Genomic DNA, 21322 nt, shown 5'->3' on the forward strand with positions numbered 1-21322 from the left:
GCGGCAGCCACTGCACAGAACAGTGGCGCCGCAAGCGTGAGACCGCGCGGTGTGCGCACCGCATCCCCAAACGAAAAGGAGCGTCACCATGACGAGTAACACCGAGGCAATTCGTGCCCCCGGCCTGCAGCCGGGCAGCGAGCACACGGCCACAACCGGCCACGGCAAGGGGCTGGGTGAAGAATCCCTGGCGCCGCAGCAGACCCGCATCATGGGCAAGTGGTCCTATCTGCTGGCATGGTTCGGCGGTTGCGTGTCGATCGGCACTTTCGCAATGGGCTCGAGCATCGTCGGTACGCTGAACCTGTTGCAGGCCACGGTTGCCATCGCGGTCGGCTGCTTCGTGATCGGTATTGCGCTGGCCATCAACGGCGCTGCGGGCTACAAGTACGGCATTCCCTTTGTGGTTCAGGCGCGCTCGGCGTTCGGGTTTGCTGGAACCAAGTTTCCGGGGCTGGTACGGGCGGTGCCGGCCATCGTCTGGTATGGCTTCCAGAGCTGGGTGGGGGCAGGGGCGCTCAATGCGGTGTCGGCCTCATTGTTTGGCTTCGACAACCTGGTGTTCTGGTTCATCGTATTCCAGTTTCTGCAGATCGGCCTGTCGGTGCTCGGCTTCCAGGGCATCAAGTGGCTGGAGAACATCGGCAGCGGCTTCATCCTGGTGTCGCTGACCTACATGTTCTTCAGCGTCATCGACAAGTACGGCGATGTCATCACCGAGCGACTGGTGAACATCGAAGGCACCTGGGGCCTGCCGTTCTGGGGCGCAACCATGCTCTTTCTCGGTATCTACAGCACCATGATGCTCAACGTCAGCGACTATGCACGCGAGCTCGAGAAGGGCGTGCGCCGTGCGCCGCTGACGACGATTTACGCCATGTCCATCCTGCCGTGCACGCTGTTCATGGGCCTGATCGGGCTGATGGTGTCGGGTGCGACCGGTGTGGCCGATCCGATCCAGGTGTTTTCCAGCGCGGTAGACAACAAGCCGCTGCTGATCGCGACGCTGCTCTTCATCACCTTTGCGCAGGTCACCACCAACGTGCTCAACAACGTGGTGCCGCCAACCTATGTGCTGATGGACGTGTTCAAGCTGTCGTTCCGCAGTTCGGCGATCATCGTCGGCCTGCTCGCCTTTGGCACCTTCCCGTGGGAACTGGTCAAGGACGAATCCGCCGCTGGCCTGCAGTTTTTTGTGCAGACCTATTCGGCATTCCTGGGGCCGATCTTCGCTGTGCTGGTCGTCGATTACTACATCATCCGCCGCCGCACGCTGGATCTGGGGAAGCTGTACGACGAGAACGGACCCTACCGTGGGGTGAACTACGCAGGCATCGTGGCCTCATTGATCGGTGCGGGTGTCGCGCTGAGCTTTTCCTCTGTGTCCTGGTATGCCAGCCTGTTGCCTGCCGGCCTCAGCTACTGGCTGTTGATGAAGAACTGGAGCGCTTGCAAGCGTTTCTGCGAAAACTGATCTGCCGACGCGCAGCCGCCCCGACGCGGGCGCTGCACCCGGTGCTCGTGGAGAACCTCTCATGAAGCCTGATTCGAACTACCCCCGCGACCTCATCGGCTACGGCCGCAACCCGCCGCATGCCAACTGGCCGGGCAAGGCCCGCGTGGCAGTGCAGTTCGTGCTGAACTACGAGGAAGGCGGCGAGAACTGTGTGCTCCACGGCGACCCGGGCAGTGAGCAGTTTCTGTCGGAGCTATTCAACGCGGCCAGCTACCCCGAGCGCCACATGTCGATGGAAGGCATCTACGAATATGGCTCGCGGGTCGGCGGGTGGCGCATCCTGCGCGAGTTCGAGCGTCGCGGGCTGCCGCTGACCATCTTCGGTGTGTCGACTGCGCTCGAGCGTCACCCCGAAATGACCGCGGCCTTCCGCGAGCTCGGCCACGAGATCGCCTGTCATGGCTGGAAATGGATTCACTATCAGGGCGTGGATGAGGCGATCGAGCGCGAGCACATGCGCATCGGCATGGAAATCATCGAGCGCCTCACCGGCGAGCGTGCGCTGGGCTGGTACACCGGGCGCGATTCCCCCAATACGCGGCGCCTGGTCGCGGACTACGGCGGCTTTCTGTATGACTCCGACTACTACGGCGACGACCTGCCGTTCTGGACCCAGGTCGAGAAAACCGACGGCAGCACCACGCCGCACCTGATTGTGCCTTACACGCTCGACACCAACGACATGCGTTTCTCGCTGCCGCAGGGCTTCTCCCATGGCGACGAGTTCTTCGAGTACCTGCGCGACGCGTTCGACGTGATGTACGCCGAAGGCGAAGAGCGTCCGGCCATGATGAGCGTGGGCATGCACTGCCGCCTGCTCGGCCGGCCAGGGCGTTTCCGTGCCTTGCAGCGCTTCCTCGACCATATCGAGAAGCACGATCGCGTGTGGGTGTGCCGCCGCGTGGATGTCGCGCGTCACTGGATCGAGCACCACCCGCATCCCTGAGTTGCTTCAACCCTGAAATGCCGCTTCGGCGGCTTCGAATTGCCCGATGCAAATCGGGCAAGGGCTTCGTGCGTCCGTCGTACGCCCAACCTAAAACCACAAAGGCCTGAAAAAGGCATGGAGTCTCGCATGGAAAAAATCGACATGAAGATCCACAAGGTGGATCCGAGTCTGTACAACGACGACCTCGCGCCGCTCGAACCGGGCAAGCGCAAGTGGGGCTGGTTCGAGATCTTCAACGTGTGGTCGAACGACATTCAGAGCCTGTTCGGCTACACGCTTGCGGCAACCCTGTTCATCTCATACGGCCTCAACGGCTGGGCGGTGTTTGCCGGCATCCTGCTCGCCGGCATCATCGTGAATTTTCTGGTGAATCTCACCGGCAAGCCCGGCGTGAAGTACGGCATCCCCTATCCGGTGATTGCGCGCGCCAGCATGGGGGTGCGCGGTGCCAACTTCCCGGCGCTGATTCGCGGCATCGTCGCCATCTTCTGGTACGGGGTGCAGACCTACTTCGCGTCCACCGCGCTGGGCCTGTTGTTCAACGCCTTGCTCGACCATCCCGGTGGCCCCAGCTTTCTCGGCATGGACGCAGTGGGCTGGTTCTCGTATGCCGTCGTGTGCGTATTCCAGCTGGGGCTTTTCCTGCGCGGGTTCGACTGGATCACCAACTTCCTGAACTGGGCGGGGCCACTGGTCTACCTGGTGATGATCGCGCTGCTGGGCGTCATCTGGTACAAGGCCGGCGGTGGTCTGCTCAACGAACTGGGCAGCATCTTCAGCGGCCGGGGCGAGCATCCGGGTGGGCCGGTCGCGGCCTTCGTGGCCGTGGTCGGCACCATGGTGGCTTACTTCGCTGCAGTGGTGATCAACTATGGCGACTTCTCGCGCTTCGTGAAAAACGAGTCGCAGATGAAATGGGGCAACTTTCTCGGTCTGCCGGTCAGTCTGGCCTTCTTCTCCTTCCTCGCGCTGTTCATCACCGCCGGCACAGCCGTGCTGTTTGGTGAGGTCGTGACCAACCCGGCCGACATGGTGGCCAAGGTGGATAACCTGGCGCTTACCATCATTGCCGCGCTGACCTTCTTCGCCGCCACCGTGGGCATCAACCTGGTGGCCAACTTCATCCCTGCCGCCTTCGGTCTCGCCAACCTGGCGCCGGCCCGCATCAGCGCCCGCACCGGCGGCATCATCACCGCGGTGATCGCCTTCTTCATCGGCGGGCTGTGGGTCTCGCTGATCAGCAACATCGGCATCGCGGGCTTCGTCGACACCTTGGGTGCCGTGCTGGCACCGCTCTATGGCATCGTCGTTGCCGACTACTACCTGGTACGCAAGCAGAAGCTCGACCTGCAGGACCTGTTCTCGGCCGAGCCGGGCTCCACTTACTACTTCGACAATGGCTGGAACAAGCGCGCGCTGTTCGCGTTCTCGGTGGCTTCGGTGTTCTCGGTGATGTCGGTATGGACGCCTGCGCTGGCCGCGCTGTCGGGATTCTCGTGGCTGTTCGGAGCCTTGCTCGGTGCGGTGCTGCACCTGGTGCTGATGCGCCGGGCGCGTGTGCTGCCGGTGCCCGAAAGCGCCTGAGTGTCGCGGGCTGACAATGCCCGTTGAAGCGTGATGGGCGGCCTACCGGTTTCAGCTGGTGGGCCGCCCATTTCGTTTACTGCGCGCTCAGTGACTCAAAGCGGGACGCAGTCGATCAGGCCGACGGTGTCGAGCGTGACCTCGTCGCAGTTGTGTCCCGGCCCTGCGCGGTCGACCACGAGGAAGTCGCACACCGCGCCAAGCGCGAGCAGTGGGTGATGCCAGACGCCGGTGGCGTAGTTCACGCCCTGGTCGCCACGCGCCACGAACACCCGCAACTGCATAGCCGTCGGCGGCTCACCCGCGGGCGCCACCACCACCAGGTAGGGCTTGCCCGACATCGGAATGAAGGCCTGGCTCGCCAGCGGATGGCGCTCCATCATCTCGACGCGGAAGGGCAGGGCGCGCGGCTGGCCGCGGAAGATGGACACGATCACCCGGCCGTCTGCGCCGGGTTCTATGTTCGCCAGATCGTGGTAACGCTCGGTGTTGCCGGCGTTGATGGTGAAGTGCTTCACCGCGTCGCTGGCCTCGATGACCTCGCCGAAAGGCGCGAAGGCCTCGCGGCTCAGCGGCTCGACCCTAAGCGACTGGATGGAGAGGGGGGTGGTCATGGTGTGGTCCCGCGCTTACTTCGCGGCGACCTTGCCCCACAGACGCAGACGCGACACGCCACCATCGGGAAAGATGTTGAAGCGCACGTGGCTCACCGTGCCGAGTTTCGCCAGCTCCTCGACATAGGTGTGGATCGAATCCGCCGCAAGCTTCTGCTCGGGCAGCAGGGTGTGCCAGAACATGCTCTCGGTGGTGATCGAGCGATCGGTGCCGCCGCTCACGAACGCGGCCTGTACCGAGCAACGGTCGGGGAAGTTGCCCTTGAAGAAGGCGGTGTCGACCTCGATCTTCTCGATCGTGCCGGGCGCGCCCAGTTCGAGCACGCACCAGTCGTTGCCAGGCTCGCGGCGGCGACGGGTCTCCCAGCCGTCGCCCATGTTCTTGCCGGGGCCGGGCAGCATCAGCGCCGCGGCCGACGAACCGAAGCTGGCGTCGTTCCACGACACCGCACGTCCGCCGTTCTCCATCGCCACCAGATCGACCAGCGCATCCGGCGCGGCATTCTCCAGTCCGCCCACCGGACGCCCATACACCCGCAGGCGGGCAATGCCGCCATCGGGGAAGATGTTGACGCGCAGATGCGTCCACGCCGCGTCGCTCGCGCATTCGAGCAGATGGTGCGCGTTCGGGCCGAGCGGCGTGGCGGGCAGGATCTCGGTCCAGTTCGCGGCCTTGAGCACCTCGACCTCGTCGGACTCGGACACGCAGGCCTCGATCGAGACCGCCGGCGGATAGTTGCCGGTGAAGTGGCTGGTATCGACGTCGAAGCCGCGAATCACCCCCTTCACGCCCAGCCTGACCAATGCCCAGTCATGGCCTGCCACGCGCTTGCGGCGCGACTCCCAGCCATCCATCCACTTGCCGTTGGTGTCGAACTTGCCGGGCACGAACTGCGCCGGCTCGGGGTTGAGCATGCGGGCGACTTCGGCAAAGAAGTCGTCGGACGCGAACAGCGCCTTCGCGCCCAGGCGGGTGCTGGCGAGATCGACCGAGCGCAACGCCCATTCGGGCAGGTCGGCGGGCTGGGCAAAGACGGGGGCGCCGGGGGTGTGACTGGCCATGCTGTGATTCCTTGTGTTCTTTCAGATGTTCGGTGGCGTGGATTGAAGGCAGGATATTCCATGCAGCGCGCCGCGGAGTCCACCGCGCAACACCGTCCGCTTCATGCTAAAAGCGCGTACAGCCGGAAGCGGGCAATCTGTGCAATCTCACCGAGGCATGTGGTGAATTCCGTCTGCGCGTCGTTCTGCAGCCGTGTTTCGATGGCATCCATGATCTGGTAGCGGGAACGGCCCTTCACTGCGATTACAAAGGGGAAGCCGAAGCGCTCGCGGTAGGCTGCATTAAGCGAGCGCAGACGCTGCAATTCCTCGGCGCTGCACTGGTCGAGACCGGCACCGCGCTGCTCGCCGGTGGAGGCCGCCGTGAGGGTGCCGGAGGCCGCTTCCTTGCCGGCAAGTTCGGGGTGGGCGCGAATCAGTGCGAGCTGTTCGCCCTCGCTGGCTTCGGTCATCGCTGTGACCATTGCGGCATGCAGCGCGTCGATGCTGGGAAAGGGGCGGGCATGCCAGCTGCGCTCGGCGACCCAGGGCGAGTGCTCGAAGATGTCGCCGAGGCGGGCGACGAAATCCGGCTGAGAGAGTTCGGAGAGAGTGCTAAGGGCGGCGTCGGCAGAGGATGTCATGGTCGCTTGCTTCCGGATCAGTGTTGCTTGCATCGGGTACTCGGTCGGACAGTGTGAGGGGCAGGGGTTGAAGGGGGCGTTCAGTCAGCGAGTCGGGCGCCTTGGGCGAACCAAGTGGCGACCTGTGTTCGTTCGTCTTCGGTGAGCTGAGTGAGGTTCCCCAGCGGCATGTAGCCACTTGCAACCGTCTCTGCCATCTTTGCCGCATGCTGACCGATTTGTTCGGGCGTTTCCAGCATCACGCCCTTGGGGGCCTGCGCAAAGCCGTCCCAGGTGGGCTGTGCGGCGTGACACGTAACGCAGCGCTTCTCGGTGATCTGCTTGATCGTGGCAAAGCCCACCTTGTCGCCATCGGCATTCACCGCCTTGGGCGCCATCAGCACGATCAGCAGCCCGATGAGTGCCATGCCGGCAGCGGGCAGCCACCACTTCAGCTGACCGCGGTGACGCAGCACGAAGAACTGCCGGATCAGCACGCCGGCAATCATCATCACCGCGAGTACCAGCCACCCGTACTTGTTGGCATAGGTCATCGGGTAGTGGTTGCTGATCATGATCAGCAGTACCGGCAGGGTGAAATAGGTGTTGTGCACCGAGCGCTGTTTGCCCACCATACCCGGTCGCGGGTCGACCGGCTGGCCGGCGCGGATCTGCGCCACCATCCGCTTCTGGCCTGGAATGATGTGGAAGAACACGTTGGCCGCCATCATGGTGCCCAGCATGGCGCCGACGTGGATATAGGCGCCACGGGCCGAGAACACCTGGTGCAGCACCCAGTTGCATACCATCACCAGCACGAATACCAGCGCGGCCAGCAGCGTGTCGCGGCCCATCAGATTGCGGCACATCAGGTCGTACACCGCCCAGCCGCCGGCGAGAAAGGCGATTGAGATCAGGATGGCGGTGGCAGGCGTGAGCGCCATCACCTGGTTGTCGATGAGGTAGCTCGAGGCCCCGATCCAGTACACGATGGCGAGCATGCCCATGCCCGACAGCCAGGTGGTGTAGGCCTCCCATTTCGACCAGTGCAGGTCTTCGGTGAGGGGCTCGTCCTTGGGGCCAGTGAGGAATTTCTGGCTGCAGTAGAAACCGCCCCCATGCACGCCCCACAGCTCGCCGAACACGCCGCGCTTTGCATCCTGGGGTTTCTTGGGCGGTTGCAGCGAGGTGTCCAGCATCACGAAGTAAAAGGACGCGCCAATCCATGCCACGCCTGCGATGAGGTGGAGCCAGCGCATCAGCAGGTTGGCCCAGTCGAGAAGGTAAGCTTCCATCGTTGTGATTTTCCGTATGCCGGCAATCGCCGGGTCAGCTGCCGCGGTAGGTCGAGTAGCTCCACGGCGAGACCAGGAGCGGAACGTGGTAGTGCGCGGCCGGGTCGGCGACACCGAAGCGCAGTACCACCTCATCAACGAAAGGGGGCTCCGGCAGTGTGTTGTCGAAAGCGCGGAAGTAGTCGCCGGCGCCAAACACGATCTCGTAGCGGCCGGCTTCCAGCGCGGGGCCTTCCAGCAGTGGCTGATCGCAGCGACCGTCGTGGTTGGTAACGGCACGGGCCACTTCGCGGCGCTCGCCGTCGAGGCGGTAAACCGCGACCGCAATGCCCTTGCCGGGCTTGCCGTTTGCCGTGTCGAGCACGTGCGTGGTGAGTCGTCCCATGTCGAAATCTCCTGAAGCCTTCGTTACCCGGAGTTTAAGGGGGCTGGCGCGCGGCGAAACCCGAAAATTGCAATAAGCGATATGCGCTGCAGCAAATGTCGCAGACCGAAACGTGTGGCAGCGCTGGAAACACTGCTACTTAAAGGGTTGGCTTCAAGCAGCGGACTTGCACGCAGCAGCTCAACGCAGGGCAGTGCCGGCAAAAAGCGGCAGATGTTGCCGGCGCTGCCGCAGACGGCCAGCGCGCCGAAGAGGGCAGGGCGTGTGCCGGTGTGTGATGAATGTGCGTAAAAACAAGCGCTTGCACGATGGTTTGCCGGGTATTCATCCATATCGAATGCGCACCGTAGCCCTGGCACGAAACTCGCAATGTTCTGTCCGAATGCAGGCCGTTTGTGGTCTGCCGGCATCAAACGGAGGTTTGCGATGGCTGACTCGATACTGCGCCCGGTGACACTCGCTCCCGGATTGGTCGGGAAACCCTCGCCCTGCGATCTATTTGACGTGCGCGGCACGCTGCTGCTGCGTGAAGGGGTGGAGATCAGCCCATCGATGAGCGTCGGCCCGAGCGAACGCCGCCTGTATTGTCGTGCGTCGCAAGCCGAGCGCGTGTCCGATGCCGAGCCGCTCAAGGTTCTGCGCGATATCGGCACCGCACTGGCGATGCTCGACGAGCTCATCATCAGCGGTCAGCAGGTTACCGCCGGAGAATTTCTGTCGCTTGCGAGCGAAACCTACGCGACCTGGATGATCGACCCCGACGCCTGCATCGGCTTCGCAAGAATGGAGCAGTACGACCGCCCGAGCGTCTGCCACGCCATCCTTGCCGCACTCTTCGCGGCCGAGCTCGCCGCAGCGCACGGCTTCACCCGGCAGGAAAGCATCGAACTGATCGGCGCAGCCCTCACCATGAATCTTGGCAGCATGCGTCTGCACGACCGCATGTTCGCTCACGTCGGCCAGCCCGACCCGGAAGCCCGCGCTGCCATCGACGCCCACCCGGCGCTGGCCGCGCAGTTGCTCCACCGCATCGATGGCATCCCCGAAACCTGGCGCACTGCCGTCATGCAGCACCACGAAAGCTTTGACGGCAGCGGCTATCCGCTCGGGCTCGTTCGAACCGAAGTCTCGCTGCAGGGCCGCATGCTGCATGTGGCCGACGTGCTCGCCGCGCGTCTGCGCGAACGTAAGCGCCGTGGCCCGCTGTTCTGGAGCCTGCACCAGGCCCGCGACCCGCAGCGTCTGCTGCAGCACGTGTTCGGCCCCGACCTCGACCGCCTCGACCACATCCTGGCGCGTCTGCTAATGGGTCGCCTCGGCAGCTTCCCGCCGGGCAGCGTGGTGCGCCTTTCCAACGGCGAAATGGGCATCATCAGCCGCCGCACCGCCGAAGCCGACGGTACTCCGCGCGAAGTGCTCGCCTTCCTCGACCCCAGCGGCCGCCCGCAGCACGTACCGCGTCCGCGCCGCATCGGCCCGCGCGACTGCCGCATCCAGGGCTACGCCCACGACGACCAGCCCCGCCTCCCGCCCTACGACTGGCAGTCGATCTGGGGCTATCAGCAGGCATCCGCCAGCACCAAACTGATGTAAAACGGGGCACGAATGTCAGGGAGTACGCTTTTGCGGCCTCAAAGGCTTGAACACAGCCGCGAGCTGTTGTATATTCCGCGCTCTTCGCTGCTGTAGCTCAGTTGGTAGAGCAACTGATTCGTAATCAGTAGGTCACCAGTTCGATTCCGGTCAGCAGCACCAAAAATCAAGGGCTTAGAGGTTTTCCTCTAAGCCCTTGTTCATTTTCAGACGCCGTGTAGACATCCGGTTCGTCGAAGATCCACGTGTTTTCGGTGTTGGAAATTGCGCTTCGTGGCAGGTTGTGTGCCAGCCGTGCATGTCTTCTTTCGGGTTGTACGGCCTGGCACCTCTGCCGCACTCTTCATGGAATGACTGGTTCGGTGATGACTGACAACACCTTGTCCGAAGCGGGCAGTCAGCTCGCGCGGGTCTAGCGACAGGGCGCTACTGACAGCTGTTCCATAGCGCCCAGGGATATTGAACGATAGACCTTCAGTTGGCCTGGCTACTGGTTTCGACCCAAAACGGAAGTTGCCGGACTATTCAGAGGTCGATGTACTCTGACCCCCTTGATCCGCCTGGCAGTTCGCCGGACGGCGGTCTCGGGACCGCATTGTGGCAACTGCCAGCCCGTTTCGATGAGGCAGGGCGCGTGTGCTGCCACGTTCCGTGTGCTTCAAGCTGAATCCTTTTAGCACCTCGTTCGTCTTCTTTGTTGACCGTTCAGTGCGAGCAATCTGCTATCGCCGGACAGCAACATTGGAGATGAAACATGACCGCCCTCGCCATGCGTTGGTCGCAACGCAGCCCTCGGACATTTCTGCCACTGGCGGCCTTGCTTTGGTGGGGGCTGTACCAAACACTGATTCCGCTCTCGGAAGGAGTGGTTGCCGCTCTGCCAGTGGCGCGAGAGAGCCATCTTGGCGGCGCACTGCAATTCTTCTTCTACGACACGCCCAAGGTGCTGCTCCTTCTGACGGGCATTGTGTTCGTCATGGGCATGATCAACAGCTATTTCACGCCAGAGCGCACCCGCGCCTTACTGGCCGGCCGAAGCGAAGGGCTAGCCAACGTGATGGCTGCTTCGCTGGGCATCGTCACGCCGTTCTGCTCCTGCTCGGCGGTGCCGCTCTTCATTGGCTTTGTGCAGGCAGGTGTTCCTCTGGGGGTGACGTTCTCTTTCCTGATTGCTGCTCCGATGGTCAATGAGGTGGCATTGACGCTGCTGTTTGGCATGTTTGGCTGGAAAGTGGCGATGCTGTACCTGGGGCTTGGCCTGTCGGTGGCCATTGTGTCTGGCTGGATCATCGGACGATTGAAGATGGAAGCACACCTGGAAGACTGGGTGCGCAACATGCCCAAGACCAACGCGCAGTTCTCAGCCGCTGCAATGAGCCTGAGTGAGCGTATCGATGCCGGTTTTCAGAGTGTGCGTGACATCGTCGGCAGGGTCTGGCCCTACATTCTGGCGGGCATTGCCATCGGGGCAGGCATTCACGGTTATGTACCGGAAGACTTCATGGCCAGCTTCATGGGTAAGGAAGCGTGGTGGTCGGTGCCGCTGGCCGTGGTGATCGGCGTACCGATGTACACCAACGCCGCTGGCGTGATTCCCATCGTTCAAGCCCTGCTGGCCAAGGGGGCGGCACTGGGTACGGTGCTGGCCTTCATGATGAGTGTGATTGCCTTGTCGCTGCCGGAGATGGTCATTCTGCGCAAGGTACTGAAAATCAGGCTGATAGCGACGTTCATCGGCGTCGTCGCCACCGGCATTCTGATCGTGGGTTATGTATTCAACTGGGTTCTATAAGGAGATTGAGATGAAAGACATCAAGGTTCTGGGTACAGGATGTGCCAACTGCAAGACCACCATCGCGCTGATCGATCAGGTCGCCCAGGCGAAAGGCATTCCGGTATCGCTGCAAAAAGTCGAAGAACTCAAGGACATCATGAGTTACGGTGTGATGAGCACGCCGGGCGTGGTGATCAACGGGAAGGTCGTTCACGCGGGCGGTATTCCGTCCCGCGACAAGATCGAGCAATGGTTGAGTGCATGAGGCGCCCATGATGACAGGCGATCAGAGAACGCTCGACAACGCACGCCAATACTGCCCCACCCTGACCCTGCGCAAGGTAACGGAGGAAGGCGCTTTGCTGGTCGATGTGCGCGAGCCAGCGGAAATTGCCGCACTGGCATTTGACGTACCCAAGGTCATCGCCATGCCGATGAGCGAATTTGTGCAGCGATTCATGGAGTTGCCGCGCGATCAGGCGTTGATTCTGGCGTGCTCCACTGGCGAACGCAGTTTGAAAGCGACCTGCTTTTTGATAAATCATGGATACGACAAGGTCGCCAACATGGAAGACGGTGTCAAGAAGTGGGTGCGCAAGGGCTTTCCGGTGCGGGGTGATACGTCATCGCTGGCCAGCAATTCGGCCTGCTGCGCTCCGTCACCACCTTCCGAAAAATGCTGTTGAACTGAATTCCGTTACGTTGGAGAAAGATATGGAAAACGCCCCCCAGAAAATGCAATTCGCCGTCCGAGCAAGGCGAAATGACACTCACGGCAGCGAGGCTCAGTGCAAATCCGCATCAATCGCGCTGGATACCGATCTCGCCGGACGCACCGACGCCTTCAACCCTGCCGAGCTGCTGTTGGCTGCGCTCTCGGCGTGCATGATAAAGGGCATTGAGCGGGTGGTGCCGATGCTCAAGTTTGAGCTGAGAGGCGTGGAAGTGCTCGTGGATGGCGTGCGCCAGGATGTGCCGCCAAAGATGGAGAGTATTCGCTACGAAATCATTGTGGATACCGATGAATCAGACCGACGCATCGAGCTGCTCCATGAAAATGTCAGGAAGTACGGCACTGTGTTCAATACAGTGGCACCCGGCACGGATTTGTCTGGTGTCATGCATCGACAATGAACCAGTCCATGGTGTCGGCCATTCATCACGGAATTCGTTCGTTTTCAGGAATCATAAGGGGGCAGGGAATCAAAGGGGGCAGAGTCGATTGATTCGGCCTGACTTTCTGTTGGTCCTCAAAGCTTCACCGAACTCCATCGGGCGGAAATACGTCGGTTACCTGTTGTTCAACCCTGCTGGGCCACAAGCGACATCTTTCCTGTCAGCCGAACGCGAATCTTCGACCCAAAACGGAGGTTGCCGGAGTATTTAGAAATCGGTGAACTTTGACCTCTTTGATCCACCCGGCGTTGTAGTCACGAATCACTTTCACGACCCTCTGTGGCGGCGCACTGTCTGGCAGGGGACGAAATCTTGACATGACCGGATTATCGCCACAGTTTTCGCTGCGTGCGGATGCGGGGTGGCGTTATATGCAATTTGACGTAGGGTGCATGCGGCGCTATTGCCGGAACAGGAAGCGCATCAGCGTCGCTGCGACGCACGGAGAATGCAGTGTCGGTTTTTTTTACGCTTGCGCTCACTGATTTGCCATGAACCTGAAAAAAGTGAATAAAATCAGTGGTTATAGTGAATGCGGCAGGAATCTTGCGTGCCTTCAATTTGCTTACTTTTAGATTATGCTTTCAGTTTCTTGTGCGCGGCCGATCACGTAGCAGACCAAACCGTGTGAGTTGGCTGCCTATGTAAAAAGGTAGATAACAAGGCATTGAAGGTGTAGAAAACCTCAACGAGGGAGGGAGCAACTATGTTGCAGCGCATTTTCCGTCGAAGCATCGTATTAAGCCTTGCATTCGTTATGACTTGGGGCGTTCATGAGCAAGCCAGCGCTACCGTCTTGGCACAAGGCGAAATCGGCCTGTCGATCAGTACGAACGCCACGCTCACGCCACGATACGGCTATTCGAGCGGCCTTTTCTCCAGTCTGACGGAGCGCGTCAGCGGTGTGAACACGACGCAATATTATTACCTTGACCGAAATAACGGCTACCGCGGCGCGGGAGTACTTGGCCCATCGCAAGTGAGTGGGGAGTTCGACATCTCGAACGGATCCTCCAGCTTCAACTATTCCTTGACCAACCCAAACCCGGGCGTCTCTGCGGACTTCGCGTCTGGCTCGGCTGACATGTTCGCGAATGTATCTTTCACGGGCGTTCTGTCAGGGTTCTCTTACAATTATGCGCTTATCGGAAGCAAGGATTCTGCAATCGACAGCCTTCAGTTCATGATTCAGATGGAAGTCGCGCTGTATGATCCCAACTTGAGCCGGTATGTGAACGTTTACTCGGACTACGGCGGCGTATTCTATTCTGGCTACGAAAGCAACTTCCGCACTAATTGGGTCAATGAAACGGTCCAGGGCGAAACATTCGCGACCAGCGGCATAAATACCTTCGACGATTACAGTGCGCTTGGCACCCAAAGTTGGAGAATTCGTTACGATCTGCAAAGTTCCGGTAGAGACAACTTCGGTCCCAGTTCAGTCAGCGACCAGACGGTCCCCGAGCCGGCTACGCTCGTCCTGCTTGCGCTGGCGCTCCTGCTGATGCATTTGATTTCCGTCCCGCAGGTAAGCCGGAAACGGTAACGGATTTGCAACTGAGCTCGCGCGCATCCACGTGATGCCCTCGGCGCAGGTGGCGTGGCACCAAGGCCCACCAATCACCAAGGCATATACCCGCAGGAGGCCCTCAAGGGAGGCGTAGGGTAACGGTGTGTTGCCCACGACCTGAGGTGCGCCCATAGCAAGGCCGTGAGAATCACATGGGGCAGAGTCGATCGATCCATGAAGAGTCCGGCAACTGCCGTCTTGGGTCGAAATGACTCGTTCAGTAGCCTGAGAAGCTGACCCCTGATTACGAGTGTGTGGCGGCTTGCCGGCATGGTGCCGACTGTGCGCACGGGCATACGAATGGCCGTTCTGGTCGAAATGCTGGCAGTTTCTGGCGGTAAAGGCGCGTGACCGGCCTTTGCCGACCTCGGGCTGCAAGGCACCAGCTGGAGCCATTCAGTTGCTATTGCTGCTCACTGGGCGCTTTCGGCATCAGCGTGGGAGGGCTCCCTGACTGGTCGGGGCAAGCGGCCGCGGACGTTGAACCTGCACGTGACGGGTGCCCAATTTACTCAGGGAGCTACCCGGTCACGCTTGTGGTTGATCCAGTTGAGGCTCTAAGTCTGACTGGCCAAAGCTGCCACTTTGGCCCGGGCCATGTGCAGTTTCCTGTAGCTGTCGATCAGGCGCTGGTGCCTGTCAAGCCCTTCGAGTTTCATGCTCGTTGGCGTCAAGCCGTAGAAGCGCACGCTGCCGTCCACTGTCCCCATCGCCGCGTCCATACGTGAGTTGCCAAACATGCGGCGGAAATTGACTTCGTAATCGTCCAGTTCAAGGTCGTCGTCCAGCAGCACTTCCAGCACCACATTCAAGGCCTGGTAGAACAATACGCGCTCGACCGTATTCTCGTTGTATTGCAGGAAGGCTTCGAGGCGCTCCTTCGCGGCTTCAAATTGCTGCAAGGCTAGATGAATCAGCAGCTTCAGCTCCAGGATCGTGAGCTGTCCCCAATCCGTGTTTTCGTCGAACTCGATGCCGATCAATGTAATGATGTCGGTGTAATCATCGAGTTCACTGTCTTCCAGACGTTCAAGCAGCGCTTCGAGGCTGGCATCGTCCAGTTGATGCAAGTTCAGGATGTCGGCGCGGAATAACAGCGCTTTGTTGGTGTTATCCCAGATCAGGTCTTCCACCGGATAGACTTCCGAATACCCCGGTACCAGGATGCGGCAGGCCGTTGCGCCGAGTTGGTCATACACCGCCATGTACACTTCTTTGCCCATGTCTTCGAGAATGCCGAACAAGGTTGCAGCTTCGTCGGCATTGGAGTTTTCACCGTGGCCAGAAAAGTCCCACTCGACAAAGTCGTAGTCGGCTTTGGCACTGAAAAAGCGCCACGACACCACGCCGCTGGAGTCGATGAAGTGTTCAACAAAGTTATTCGGCTCAGTTACGGCGTTACTTTCAAAGGTGGGCTGAGGCAAATCGTTCAGGCCTTCAAAGCTGCGCCCCTGCAGCAACTCGGTAAGGCTGCGTTCCAGCGCCACCTCGAAGCTCGGGTGCGCCCCAAACGAGGCAAACACCCCGGCCGTACGCGGGTTCATCAAGGTGACACACATCACTGGAAACGCCCCGCCCAGCGACGCATCCTTCACCAGCACCGGAAACCCCTGTTTTTCCAGCTCCTCAATGCCGGCCAGGATGCCGGGATACTTCGCCAGCACGTCGTGTGGCACATCGGGCAGCGCAAGCTCACCTTCCAGAATTTCACGCTTTACCGCGCGCTCGAAAATCTCCGACAGGCATTGAACCTGCGCTTCCGCCAACGTATTACCGGCACTCATGCCATTGCTGAGGAACAGGTTGTCGATCAGGTTGGATGGGAAATAGACCACCGCGCCGTCCGACTGCCGCACATATGGCAGCGAACAGATGCCGCGCTGAATATTGCCGGAGTTGGTATCGTATAAATGCGAGCCACGCAATTCGCCATCGGGGTCGTAGATCTGCAGGCAGTATTCGTCGAGAATTTCTACCGGCAGTGCATCTTTAGGGCCAGGTTTAAACCAGCGCTCATTCGGGTAATGCACAAACGCCGCGTTGGCAATGTGCTCTCCCCAAAACTGGTCGTTGTAGAAATGATTGCAATTCAGTCGCTCGATAAATTCGCCCAGCGCCGATGCCAGCGCGCTTTCCTTGCTTGCGCCCTTGCCATTGGTAAAGCACATCGGTGAGTGCGCATCGCGGATATGCAGCGACCACACGTTGGGAACAAGATTTCGCCACGAAGCGATTTCGATCTTGATGCCCAGGTCCGCCAAAACCCCTGACATCTCTGCGATGGTTCGCTCCAGCGGCAGATCCTTTCCGGCAATATAGGTGCTTGCTTCCGAATCCAGGTTAAGCGTCAGCAGGGCCTGGGCGTCGGCATCCAGATTTTCCACCTCTTCAATCACGAACTCAGGCCCGTTTTGCACCACCTTCTTAACCGTGCAACGGTCGATGGAGCGCAGAATGCCCTGCCTGTCTTTGGCGGAGATATCCGCGGGCAACTCTATCTGAATCTTTATGATCTGCTTGTAGCGGTTTTCCGGATCAACAATATTGTTCTGCGACAGGCGGATGTTTTCTGTAGGAATACTGCGGGTTTCGCAGTACAACTTCACAAAGTAAGCCGCGCACAAAGCCGATGAAGCCAGAAAGTAGTCGAACGGACCAGGCGCCGAGCCATCGCCCTTATAGCGGATAGGCTGGTCGGCTAGCACCGTGAAGTCATCGAACTTAGCTTCAAGACGAAGCTTGTCGAGAAAATTGACCTTAATTTCCATGTGGGAATCCTGAAATAGCGTGCAAAGCGAATTGGCCGCCATTATCGCCGCTTTCCCTGTGGAAAAACCGCGTGTCTCCGGCAGTTCGAGGGGCCGGGTCCTGGTGGCGACGACCGCATGCACCGCCGTGACGAAGGTGTCTGAGTTCTGGCACGCTACAAAGCGAGGTCTGACCGGGATTGCAGCAAGGCGCATCCGACAAAGCCCTGATCTGCAAGTGCATAAGGCGTCTGAGGGGCGTTCAGTTGCGCCTCCGTCTGGCGGCTCACACTTCCGGCCCGTTAATGAGGTTCGCTTTCGAAGTGGCCCAAAGACAACTATCGAAGTTAAAGCGGAGGCGCCGCCAACAGACAGATACGGCGTGCAGGCCAGGCGAATTTATCGCCCGAAAAGTCGCTCGGCATTACGGAAGGCGATTTTTTCCGCCACCTCGTCGGGCAACTGCTTCAACCATTCCCGGTAGGTATGCATGATGCTGCCGTAGTTGTCCCAGCGTTCGTTTACCCACGTATCGGAGCCGATCAGGAAGCGCTCCGGATACTTTTCAAACAGGCGCCGCCATTCGGGCGTAAGTGTCCCACCTTCGGTGATCCCGTAGCGGTAGGACAGTTCGCACCACAGCTTGGGATAACGTTGAAGATAGGCTTCGACCTTGGCCGGATCGGTGGAAAAACCCGTGTGCGCCCAGATGATCTGCGCCTCCGGGCTGTGGCGGTAAAGAATCTCGAGCGCTTCGTCGTCGGCGTGGGCGTGCAGATAGAGAGTGTGCTTCACCGCGAAGTCGACGGTCTTTTTGACCTGAGGTGCTTCAGCGGCACGGCCGGTGAGGTGAAATTCGCCGATGCCGCGGTAATAGCCGCGCTTGAATTCGGTGGCGATCAGTTCTTCGGTCTGCGGGTCGCTCATCCATGTCTGGATGTCAGGGCGTGTGCGGTAGGGACGAATGAATGGCACCACCCACAGGTCTTTTGACTGTGCCTCATACAGCGCACGCGTCCCGTCATTGGGGCGACTGGTAGCGAGGATGCCTGTGACCTTGTTTTCGCGGAACAGGGCCAGCACGCCTTCGAGCGGCAGATGTGGCACCGGCTCCCAGTTGTAGTGCAGATGGGCATCAAAAACAGGGAGGACGGCTTGGGCAGTGCCGGCGCCACATGTTGGGGCCGTGACTCCGAATACGGAACAGACCAGCAGAAAACCCAGGCAACGAGTCCGCTTCATGATGACCTCTCGTTCGTAATGGTGGCGTCGTTCACGCTGGCTCCGTCTCAAGCATAGAGACGTTCGATATCGTCGAAACGGTCGGTGCCCCAGAACGGTTCGCCGTCGATCAGGATGAAGGGCGAGCCGAACACGCCGCGCGCAAGGGCATTCTCGGTTTCGTGCCTCAGGCGATCCTTGATGTCCTGCTCTTGCGCGCCGGCTGCAGCCGCGTCGCGGTCGAATCCGAGGCTTGCAGCGACATCCAGCGCGACGTTTGCGTCGGAGGTGTCCTTGCCGTCGATCCAGTAGGCCCGGTAGGCGGCCTCGACGAAGGCACCCATCTTTTCCGGGGCTTCGCGTTCAACCCAGTAGGCGAGGCGCGACGGCGGGATTGGGTTGGCGGGGAAGTTGGCTGGCACCCTGACCTCGGCAATGCCGTCCAGTTTTGCGCGCCTGAAGAAGTCCTTGAAGACGTAGTCCTTCTTCAGCGGATGGTCGAGCGGCAGGCCGCCGTGTGCCTTGTAAACCGCGCCGATCAGGAACGGGCGCCAGTTCACGTCCCGCCCGATGGCTTTGGCCAGGGCGGAGACCTTGCGGCTGCCGAGAAAGCCAAAGGGTGAGGCGAAGTCGAAATAGAAATCGAAGGATTTGCTCATGATCTGTCTCCTGTGATCGGGGTCACCATTGTTCTTTATAGGGACGCAGGTCCATTTCGAAGGTCCATGCGCTGCGTGGCTGCCTGTGCAGTTGCCAATAGGCCTCGGCGATATCGTCGGGACGGAGGATGCCGTCCGGCATGCGGGCCTCGAACATGTCGGGGAAGAGTGCCTTCGTCGACGGGTTGTCGATCAGGCCATCGATGATGATATGGGCGACATGTACGCCCTCGGGACCGAGTTCCCGCGCCATGCTTTGTGCGAGCGCGCGCAAGGCATGCTTGCCCCCGGCGAAGGCGGCGAACCCGGTGTTTCCGCGCAGACTGGCCGAGGCGCCGGTGAAGAGGAGGGTGCCCTGACCGCGTTTTCGCATGGGTTCGACGACCTCGCGTCCGACCAGAAATGCCGCGAAGGCGCACATCTCCCAGACCTTGCGATATACCTGAGCGCTTGTTTCCGCGATCGGGAACCGCACATTGCCGCCGACGTTGAAGATGCAGGCCGTGATCGGGCCGATCTGTTCGGCCTTTGCCACCAGCGCCCTGACCGCATCCTCATCGCGCGCGTCCGAGTGCACCGCGGTTGCGCTGCCGCCGGCGGCTTCGATGTCTGCCACAAGCCGGGAGAGGTCCCCGCGCCTGCGACTTGCCACCACATGCAGGCCTTCTCGTGCGAAGCGTCTCGCGATCGCTCCGCCGGTGGCATCGCCTGCGCCGACGACCAGGCAGACCTCGGTGGGTGTGGGGTGTGGGTTCATGGCTGGGCTCCGTTCCGTGTGTCATGCATCGAAGCGTGCGTTTCACCTGAAGGCACGCGGCACGCACTGCGCTGCCCTTTGACGGGGCAATCGTTGTTCGTGGGCCGTTTCAACCGAGGTCGCGCCGTATCAGGCGAAAGGTGGTGTCTATTGCCGCGGTGATCTGATCCCGCGGGAGATTCCGACGGCTGGACACGCGCACCCCTTCGTTGAGCAGCATCAGGAGGTCAGCCAGTTCCGAAGCGTGCCCGGGCGCACAGTGCGCGTCGATCAGACAGCCTTCAAACGCGGCCTTGACCGCATCGAGATGCGTGCTTGCGCGGGCGCTGAGTTCGTCGTCTACGTCGGCCAGTTCCAGAACGGTGTTCACCAGCATGCAGCCCCATTGCGATCTGTCGCTTCCAGTGCCAAGGAAGTTGCGCACAAAGAAACCTTGCAGCGCTTCGAGCGGCGGCAGCTCGCTTCGCGACCGGTTAATCATGTCGATCGAGCGCTGGGCAAACAGGTCCAGACAGGCCAGAAACAGGCTGCGCTTATCCACAAACGTGGCGTAGAAGCTGCTGCGGCTGATTGCCATGGTTTCGAGCAGATCGGCCAGCGACGTTGCCTGGTAGCCCTTGCGCCAGAACAGAATCAGCGCGCTGTTTCGCGCCGTTGCTGGATTGAATTCGATCGTACGAGCCATGGATTAATAGTGGAACGTGCGGTCCAGAATGTCAAACGCCGGGTGATCTTCGGTTCCCGACCGGGGCGTGGGCGTCTGACTTTCCGCGGGCAGGGGCGCCGGATCAACGGTGGGGGGCCGCACGACTTCGTGCTGCCGTGCGGCAGTTCAAGCTCCGCAGCCGTCATTGCACTCCGCCTGCGATCAGCTAGATTGAGATGCAGGGGGGCGCGACGAGTGTGCGTGCTCCTGACCTGCTTGGTTACCTCGATTGGGGGACATCATGAAGCGGACAAGCGAACTATTTCCGGGGGTGCTCATTGCATTCGCCGTAGTGTCGGCATTGGGCGTGCGGCCGGCATTCGGGCAAGCGGGCAGTTACGTCGGGCCGGCGGTGACGATTGGCAAGGGTGAGGCATACGCCATGGTCCGTACCGGCGCGGACGGTGCGGTGACGTCGATCGGCGTGGTGATGACGGCGGCTGCGCTCGAGGGGTTACCGGCAGCAGCACCGGGCGAGCATTCTGATTTTCCCTACGAGCTGCCAATGCCGGCGACCGGACCGAAGACCGTTGTCGATCACGTGGTGGTGAACTGGGAGGCGGCCGGTCATGCACCGTCGAAGGTGTACGACGTGCCGCACTTTGACTTCCATTTCTACGTGGTGGATCGCGAGGCGGTGGAGAAGGTTGTGTTTTCGAGCCCGGATGCGTCCGGTGCCCCGGACCAGCAACCGCCCGCAGAGCTGATGGCGACAGGTTACGTGCTGCCGCCGGGAACGGCGAAGTCGAAGATGGGCGTGCATGCGGTCAACCCGGCAGGCGGGGAGTTTCAGCAGCAGCCATTCAACACGGCGTTCATCTACGGCTATTACAACAAACGGCTGACCTTCATCGAGCCGATGGTCTCGCTGGCGTATCTGAAATCGAAACCGTCGGTTTCGCTGCCGGTGTCACGGCCGGCGAAGTATTCCTGGCCCGGTGCCTATCCGTCTTCGTATCGGGTTGCGTTTGACGAAGCACGTCAGGCGTATGAGGTCTCGCTGGAGGAGCTTCGCTGAGGCGCCCCCCCGCGTGCACGGCGAGTCAGCGCAGTCCGGTGCTCGGGCCATGATCTGCTGCGCCGTAGCGCTGGGGCTTTCTTTAGGGGGGCTT

At 60.7% G+C, this 21322-nt stretch carries 20 protein-coding genes and 1 tRNA gene; 11 read left to right on the forward strand and 10 right to left on the reverse strand.

Going from position 1 to position 21322, the window contains the following annotated elements; genetic code table 11:
* Nucleotides 1-88: 88 nt before the first annotated feature.
* The 3 genes from CEW87_RS14875 to CEW87_RS14885 all read left to right on the forward strand — a co-directional run bounded on the left by CEW87_RS14875 (nucleotide 89) and on the right by CEW87_RS14885 (nucleotide 4049).
* Entirely contained in the window at nucleotides 89-1474 is a 1386-nt protein-coding gene (locus CEW87_RS14875; protein WP_234421543.1) for an NCS1 family transporter, read from the forward strand.
* 61 nt (nucleotides 1475-1535) lie between these two features.
* Nucleotides 1536-2462 (forward strand): allantoinase PuuE, encoded by a 927-nt coding sequence (puuE, locus tag CEW87_RS14880; RefSeq protein WP_108974201.1) that lies wholly within the window; start codon nucleotides 1536-1538, stop codon nucleotides 2460-2462.
* 129 nt (nucleotides 2463-2591) lie between these two features.
* Nucleotides 2592-4049 (forward strand): NCS1 family nucleobase:cation symporter-1, encoded by a 1458-nt coding sequence (locus CEW87_RS14885; protein ID WP_234421544.1) that lies wholly within the window; start codon nucleotides 2592-2594, stop codon nucleotides 4047-4049.
* A 95-nt stretch (nucleotides 4050-4144) separates the two neighbouring features.
* Here CEW87_RS14885 and CEW87_RS14890 read toward each other — a convergent pair whose 3' ends face one another.
* The 5 genes from CEW87_RS14890 to uraH all read right to left on the reverse strand — a co-directional run bounded on the left by CEW87_RS14890 (nucleotide 4145) and on the right by uraH (nucleotide 8007).
* Complete coding sequence (locus CEW87_RS14890; RefSeq protein ID WP_108974205.1) at nucleotides 4145-4663, reverse strand: ureidoglycolate lyase; 519 nt, start codon at nucleotides 4661-4663, stop codon at nucleotides 4145-4147.
* 15 nt (nucleotides 4664-4678) lie between these two features.
* Nucleotides 4679-5725, reverse strand: coding sequence for an allantoicase (gene alc / locus CEW87_RS14895; RefSeq protein WP_108974207.1), 1047 nt, complete (start codon nucleotides 5723-5725; stop codon nucleotides 4679-4681).
* Nucleotides 5726-5826: 101 nt separating this feature from the next.
* Entirely contained in the window at nucleotides 5827-6348 is a 522-nt protein-coding gene (gene uraD, locus CEW87_RS14900) for a 2-oxo-4-hydroxy-4-carboxy-5-ureidoimidazoline decarboxylase (RefSeq protein WP_108974209.1), read from the reverse strand.
* Between the two features lie 80 nt (nucleotides 6349-6428).
* Nucleotides 6429-7622, reverse strand: a complete 1194-nt coding sequence (locus tag CEW87_RS14905; RefSeq protein ID WP_108974211.1) for a urate hydroxylase PuuD — start codon at nucleotides 7620-7622, stop codon at nucleotides 6429-6431.
* A 34-nt stretch (nucleotides 7623-7656) separates the two neighbouring features.
* On the reverse strand, nucleotides 7657-8007 hold the full coding sequence (gene uraH / locus CEW87_RS14910) for a hydroxyisourate hydrolase (protein ID WP_108974212.1): 351 nt from the start codon (nucleotides 8005-8007) through the stop codon (nucleotides 7657-7659).
* 426 nt (nucleotides 8008-8433) lie between these two features.
* On the opposite strand from uraH, the gene CEW87_RS14915 reads away from it, so the two are divergent.
* The 7 genes from CEW87_RS14915 (at nucleotide 8434) to CEW87_RS14945 (ending at nucleotide 14096) form a co-directional block, all read left to right on the forward strand.
* Nucleotides 8434-9600 (forward strand): HD-GYP domain-containing protein, encoded by a 1167-nt coding sequence (locus CEW87_RS14915; RefSeq protein WP_159098174.1) that lies wholly within the window; start codon nucleotides 8434-8436, stop codon nucleotides 9598-9600.
* 86 nt (nucleotides 9601-9686) lie between these two features.
* Nucleotides 9687-9762, forward strand: a tRNA-Thr gene (locus CEW87_RS14920).
* 592 nt (nucleotides 9763-10354) lie between these two features.
* Nucleotides 10355-11392: a permease gene (locus CEW87_RS14925; RefSeq protein ID WP_108974217.1), complete on the forward strand. Its 1038-nt coding sequence runs from the start codon at nucleotides 10355-10357 to the stop codon at nucleotides 11390-11392.
* Nucleotides 11393-11402: 10 nt separating this feature from the next.
* Complete coding sequence (locus CEW87_RS14930; protein ID WP_108974219.1) at nucleotides 11403-11639, forward strand: thioredoxin family protein; 237 nt, start codon at nucleotides 11403-11405, stop codon at nucleotides 11637-11639.
* 7 nt (nucleotides 11640-11646) lie between these two features.
* Nucleotides 11647-12060, forward strand: coding sequence for a rhodanese-like domain-containing protein (locus tag CEW87_RS14935; protein ID WP_234421545.1), 414 nt, complete (start codon nucleotides 11647-11649; stop codon nucleotides 12058-12060).
* 28 nt (nucleotides 12061-12088) lie between these two features.
* Nucleotides 12089-12508, forward strand: a complete 420-nt coding sequence (locus tag CEW87_RS14940) for an OsmC family protein (RefSeq protein ID WP_108974221.1) — start codon at nucleotides 12089-12091, stop codon at nucleotides 12506-12508.
* A gap of 748 nt (nucleotides 12509-13256) precedes the next feature.
* The gene (locus CEW87_RS14945; protein ID WP_108974223.1) at nucleotides 13257-14096 is read left to right on the forward strand and encodes a PEP-CTERM sorting domain-containing protein; all 840 of its coding nucleotides are present in this window, start codon (nucleotides 13257-13259) and stop codon (nucleotides 14094-14096) included.
* Between the two features lie 581 nt (nucleotides 14097-14677).
* Here CEW87_RS14945 and CEW87_RS14950 read toward each other — a convergent pair.
* The 5 genes from CEW87_RS14950 to CEW87_RS14970 form a co-directional block, all read right to left on the reverse strand.
* The gene (locus tag CEW87_RS14950) at nucleotides 14678-16888 is read right to left on the reverse strand and encodes an OsmC domain/YcaO domain-containing protein (RefSeq protein WP_108974225.1); all 2211 of its coding nucleotides are present in this window, start codon (nucleotides 16886-16888) and stop codon (nucleotides 14678-14680) included.
* Nucleotides 16889-17266: 378 nt separating this feature from the next.
* Nucleotides 17267-18109 carry an amidohydrolase family protein gene (locus CEW87_RS14955; RefSeq protein ID WP_108974227.1) on the reverse strand — a complete coding sequence of 281 codons (843 nt, stop codon included), beginning with the start codon at nucleotides 18107-18109 and terminating at the stop codon, nucleotides 17267-17269.
* A gap of 47 nt (nucleotides 18110-18156) precedes the next feature.
* Complete coding sequence (locus CEW87_RS14960) at nucleotides 18157-18747, reverse strand: 2-hydroxychromene-2-carboxylate isomerase (protein WP_108974228.1); 591 nt, start codon at nucleotides 18745-18747, stop codon at nucleotides 18157-18159.
* A 22-nt stretch (nucleotides 18748-18769) separates the two neighbouring features.
* The gene (locus CEW87_RS14965; protein ID WP_108974230.1) at nucleotides 18770-19504 is read right to left on the reverse strand and encodes an SDR family NAD(P)-dependent oxidoreductase; all 735 of its coding nucleotides are present in this window, start codon (nucleotides 19502-19504) and stop codon (nucleotides 18770-18772) included.
* A 109-nt stretch (nucleotides 19505-19613) separates the two neighbouring features.
* Complete coding sequence (locus tag CEW87_RS14970; RefSeq protein ID WP_108974232.1) at nucleotides 19614-20189, reverse strand: TetR/AcrR family transcriptional regulator; 576 nt, start codon at nucleotides 20187-20189, stop codon at nucleotides 19614-19616.
* A gap of 262 nt (nucleotides 20190-20451) precedes the next feature.
* Between CEW87_RS14970 and CEW87_RS14975 the strand changes: the two genes are divergently transcribed.
* Entirely contained in the window at nucleotides 20452-21228 is a 777-nt protein-coding gene (locus tag CEW87_RS14975) for a DUF5602 domain-containing protein (RefSeq protein ID WP_108974234.1), read from the forward strand.
* Nucleotides 21229-21322 lie beyond the last annotated feature (94 nt).

Origin of the sequence: Parazoarcus communis, assembly GCF_003111665.1 — a bacterium.
Taxonomy (GTDB): domain Bacteria; phylum Pseudomonadota; class Gammaproteobacteria; order Burkholderiales; family Rhodocyclaceae; genus Parazoarcus; species Parazoarcus communis_B.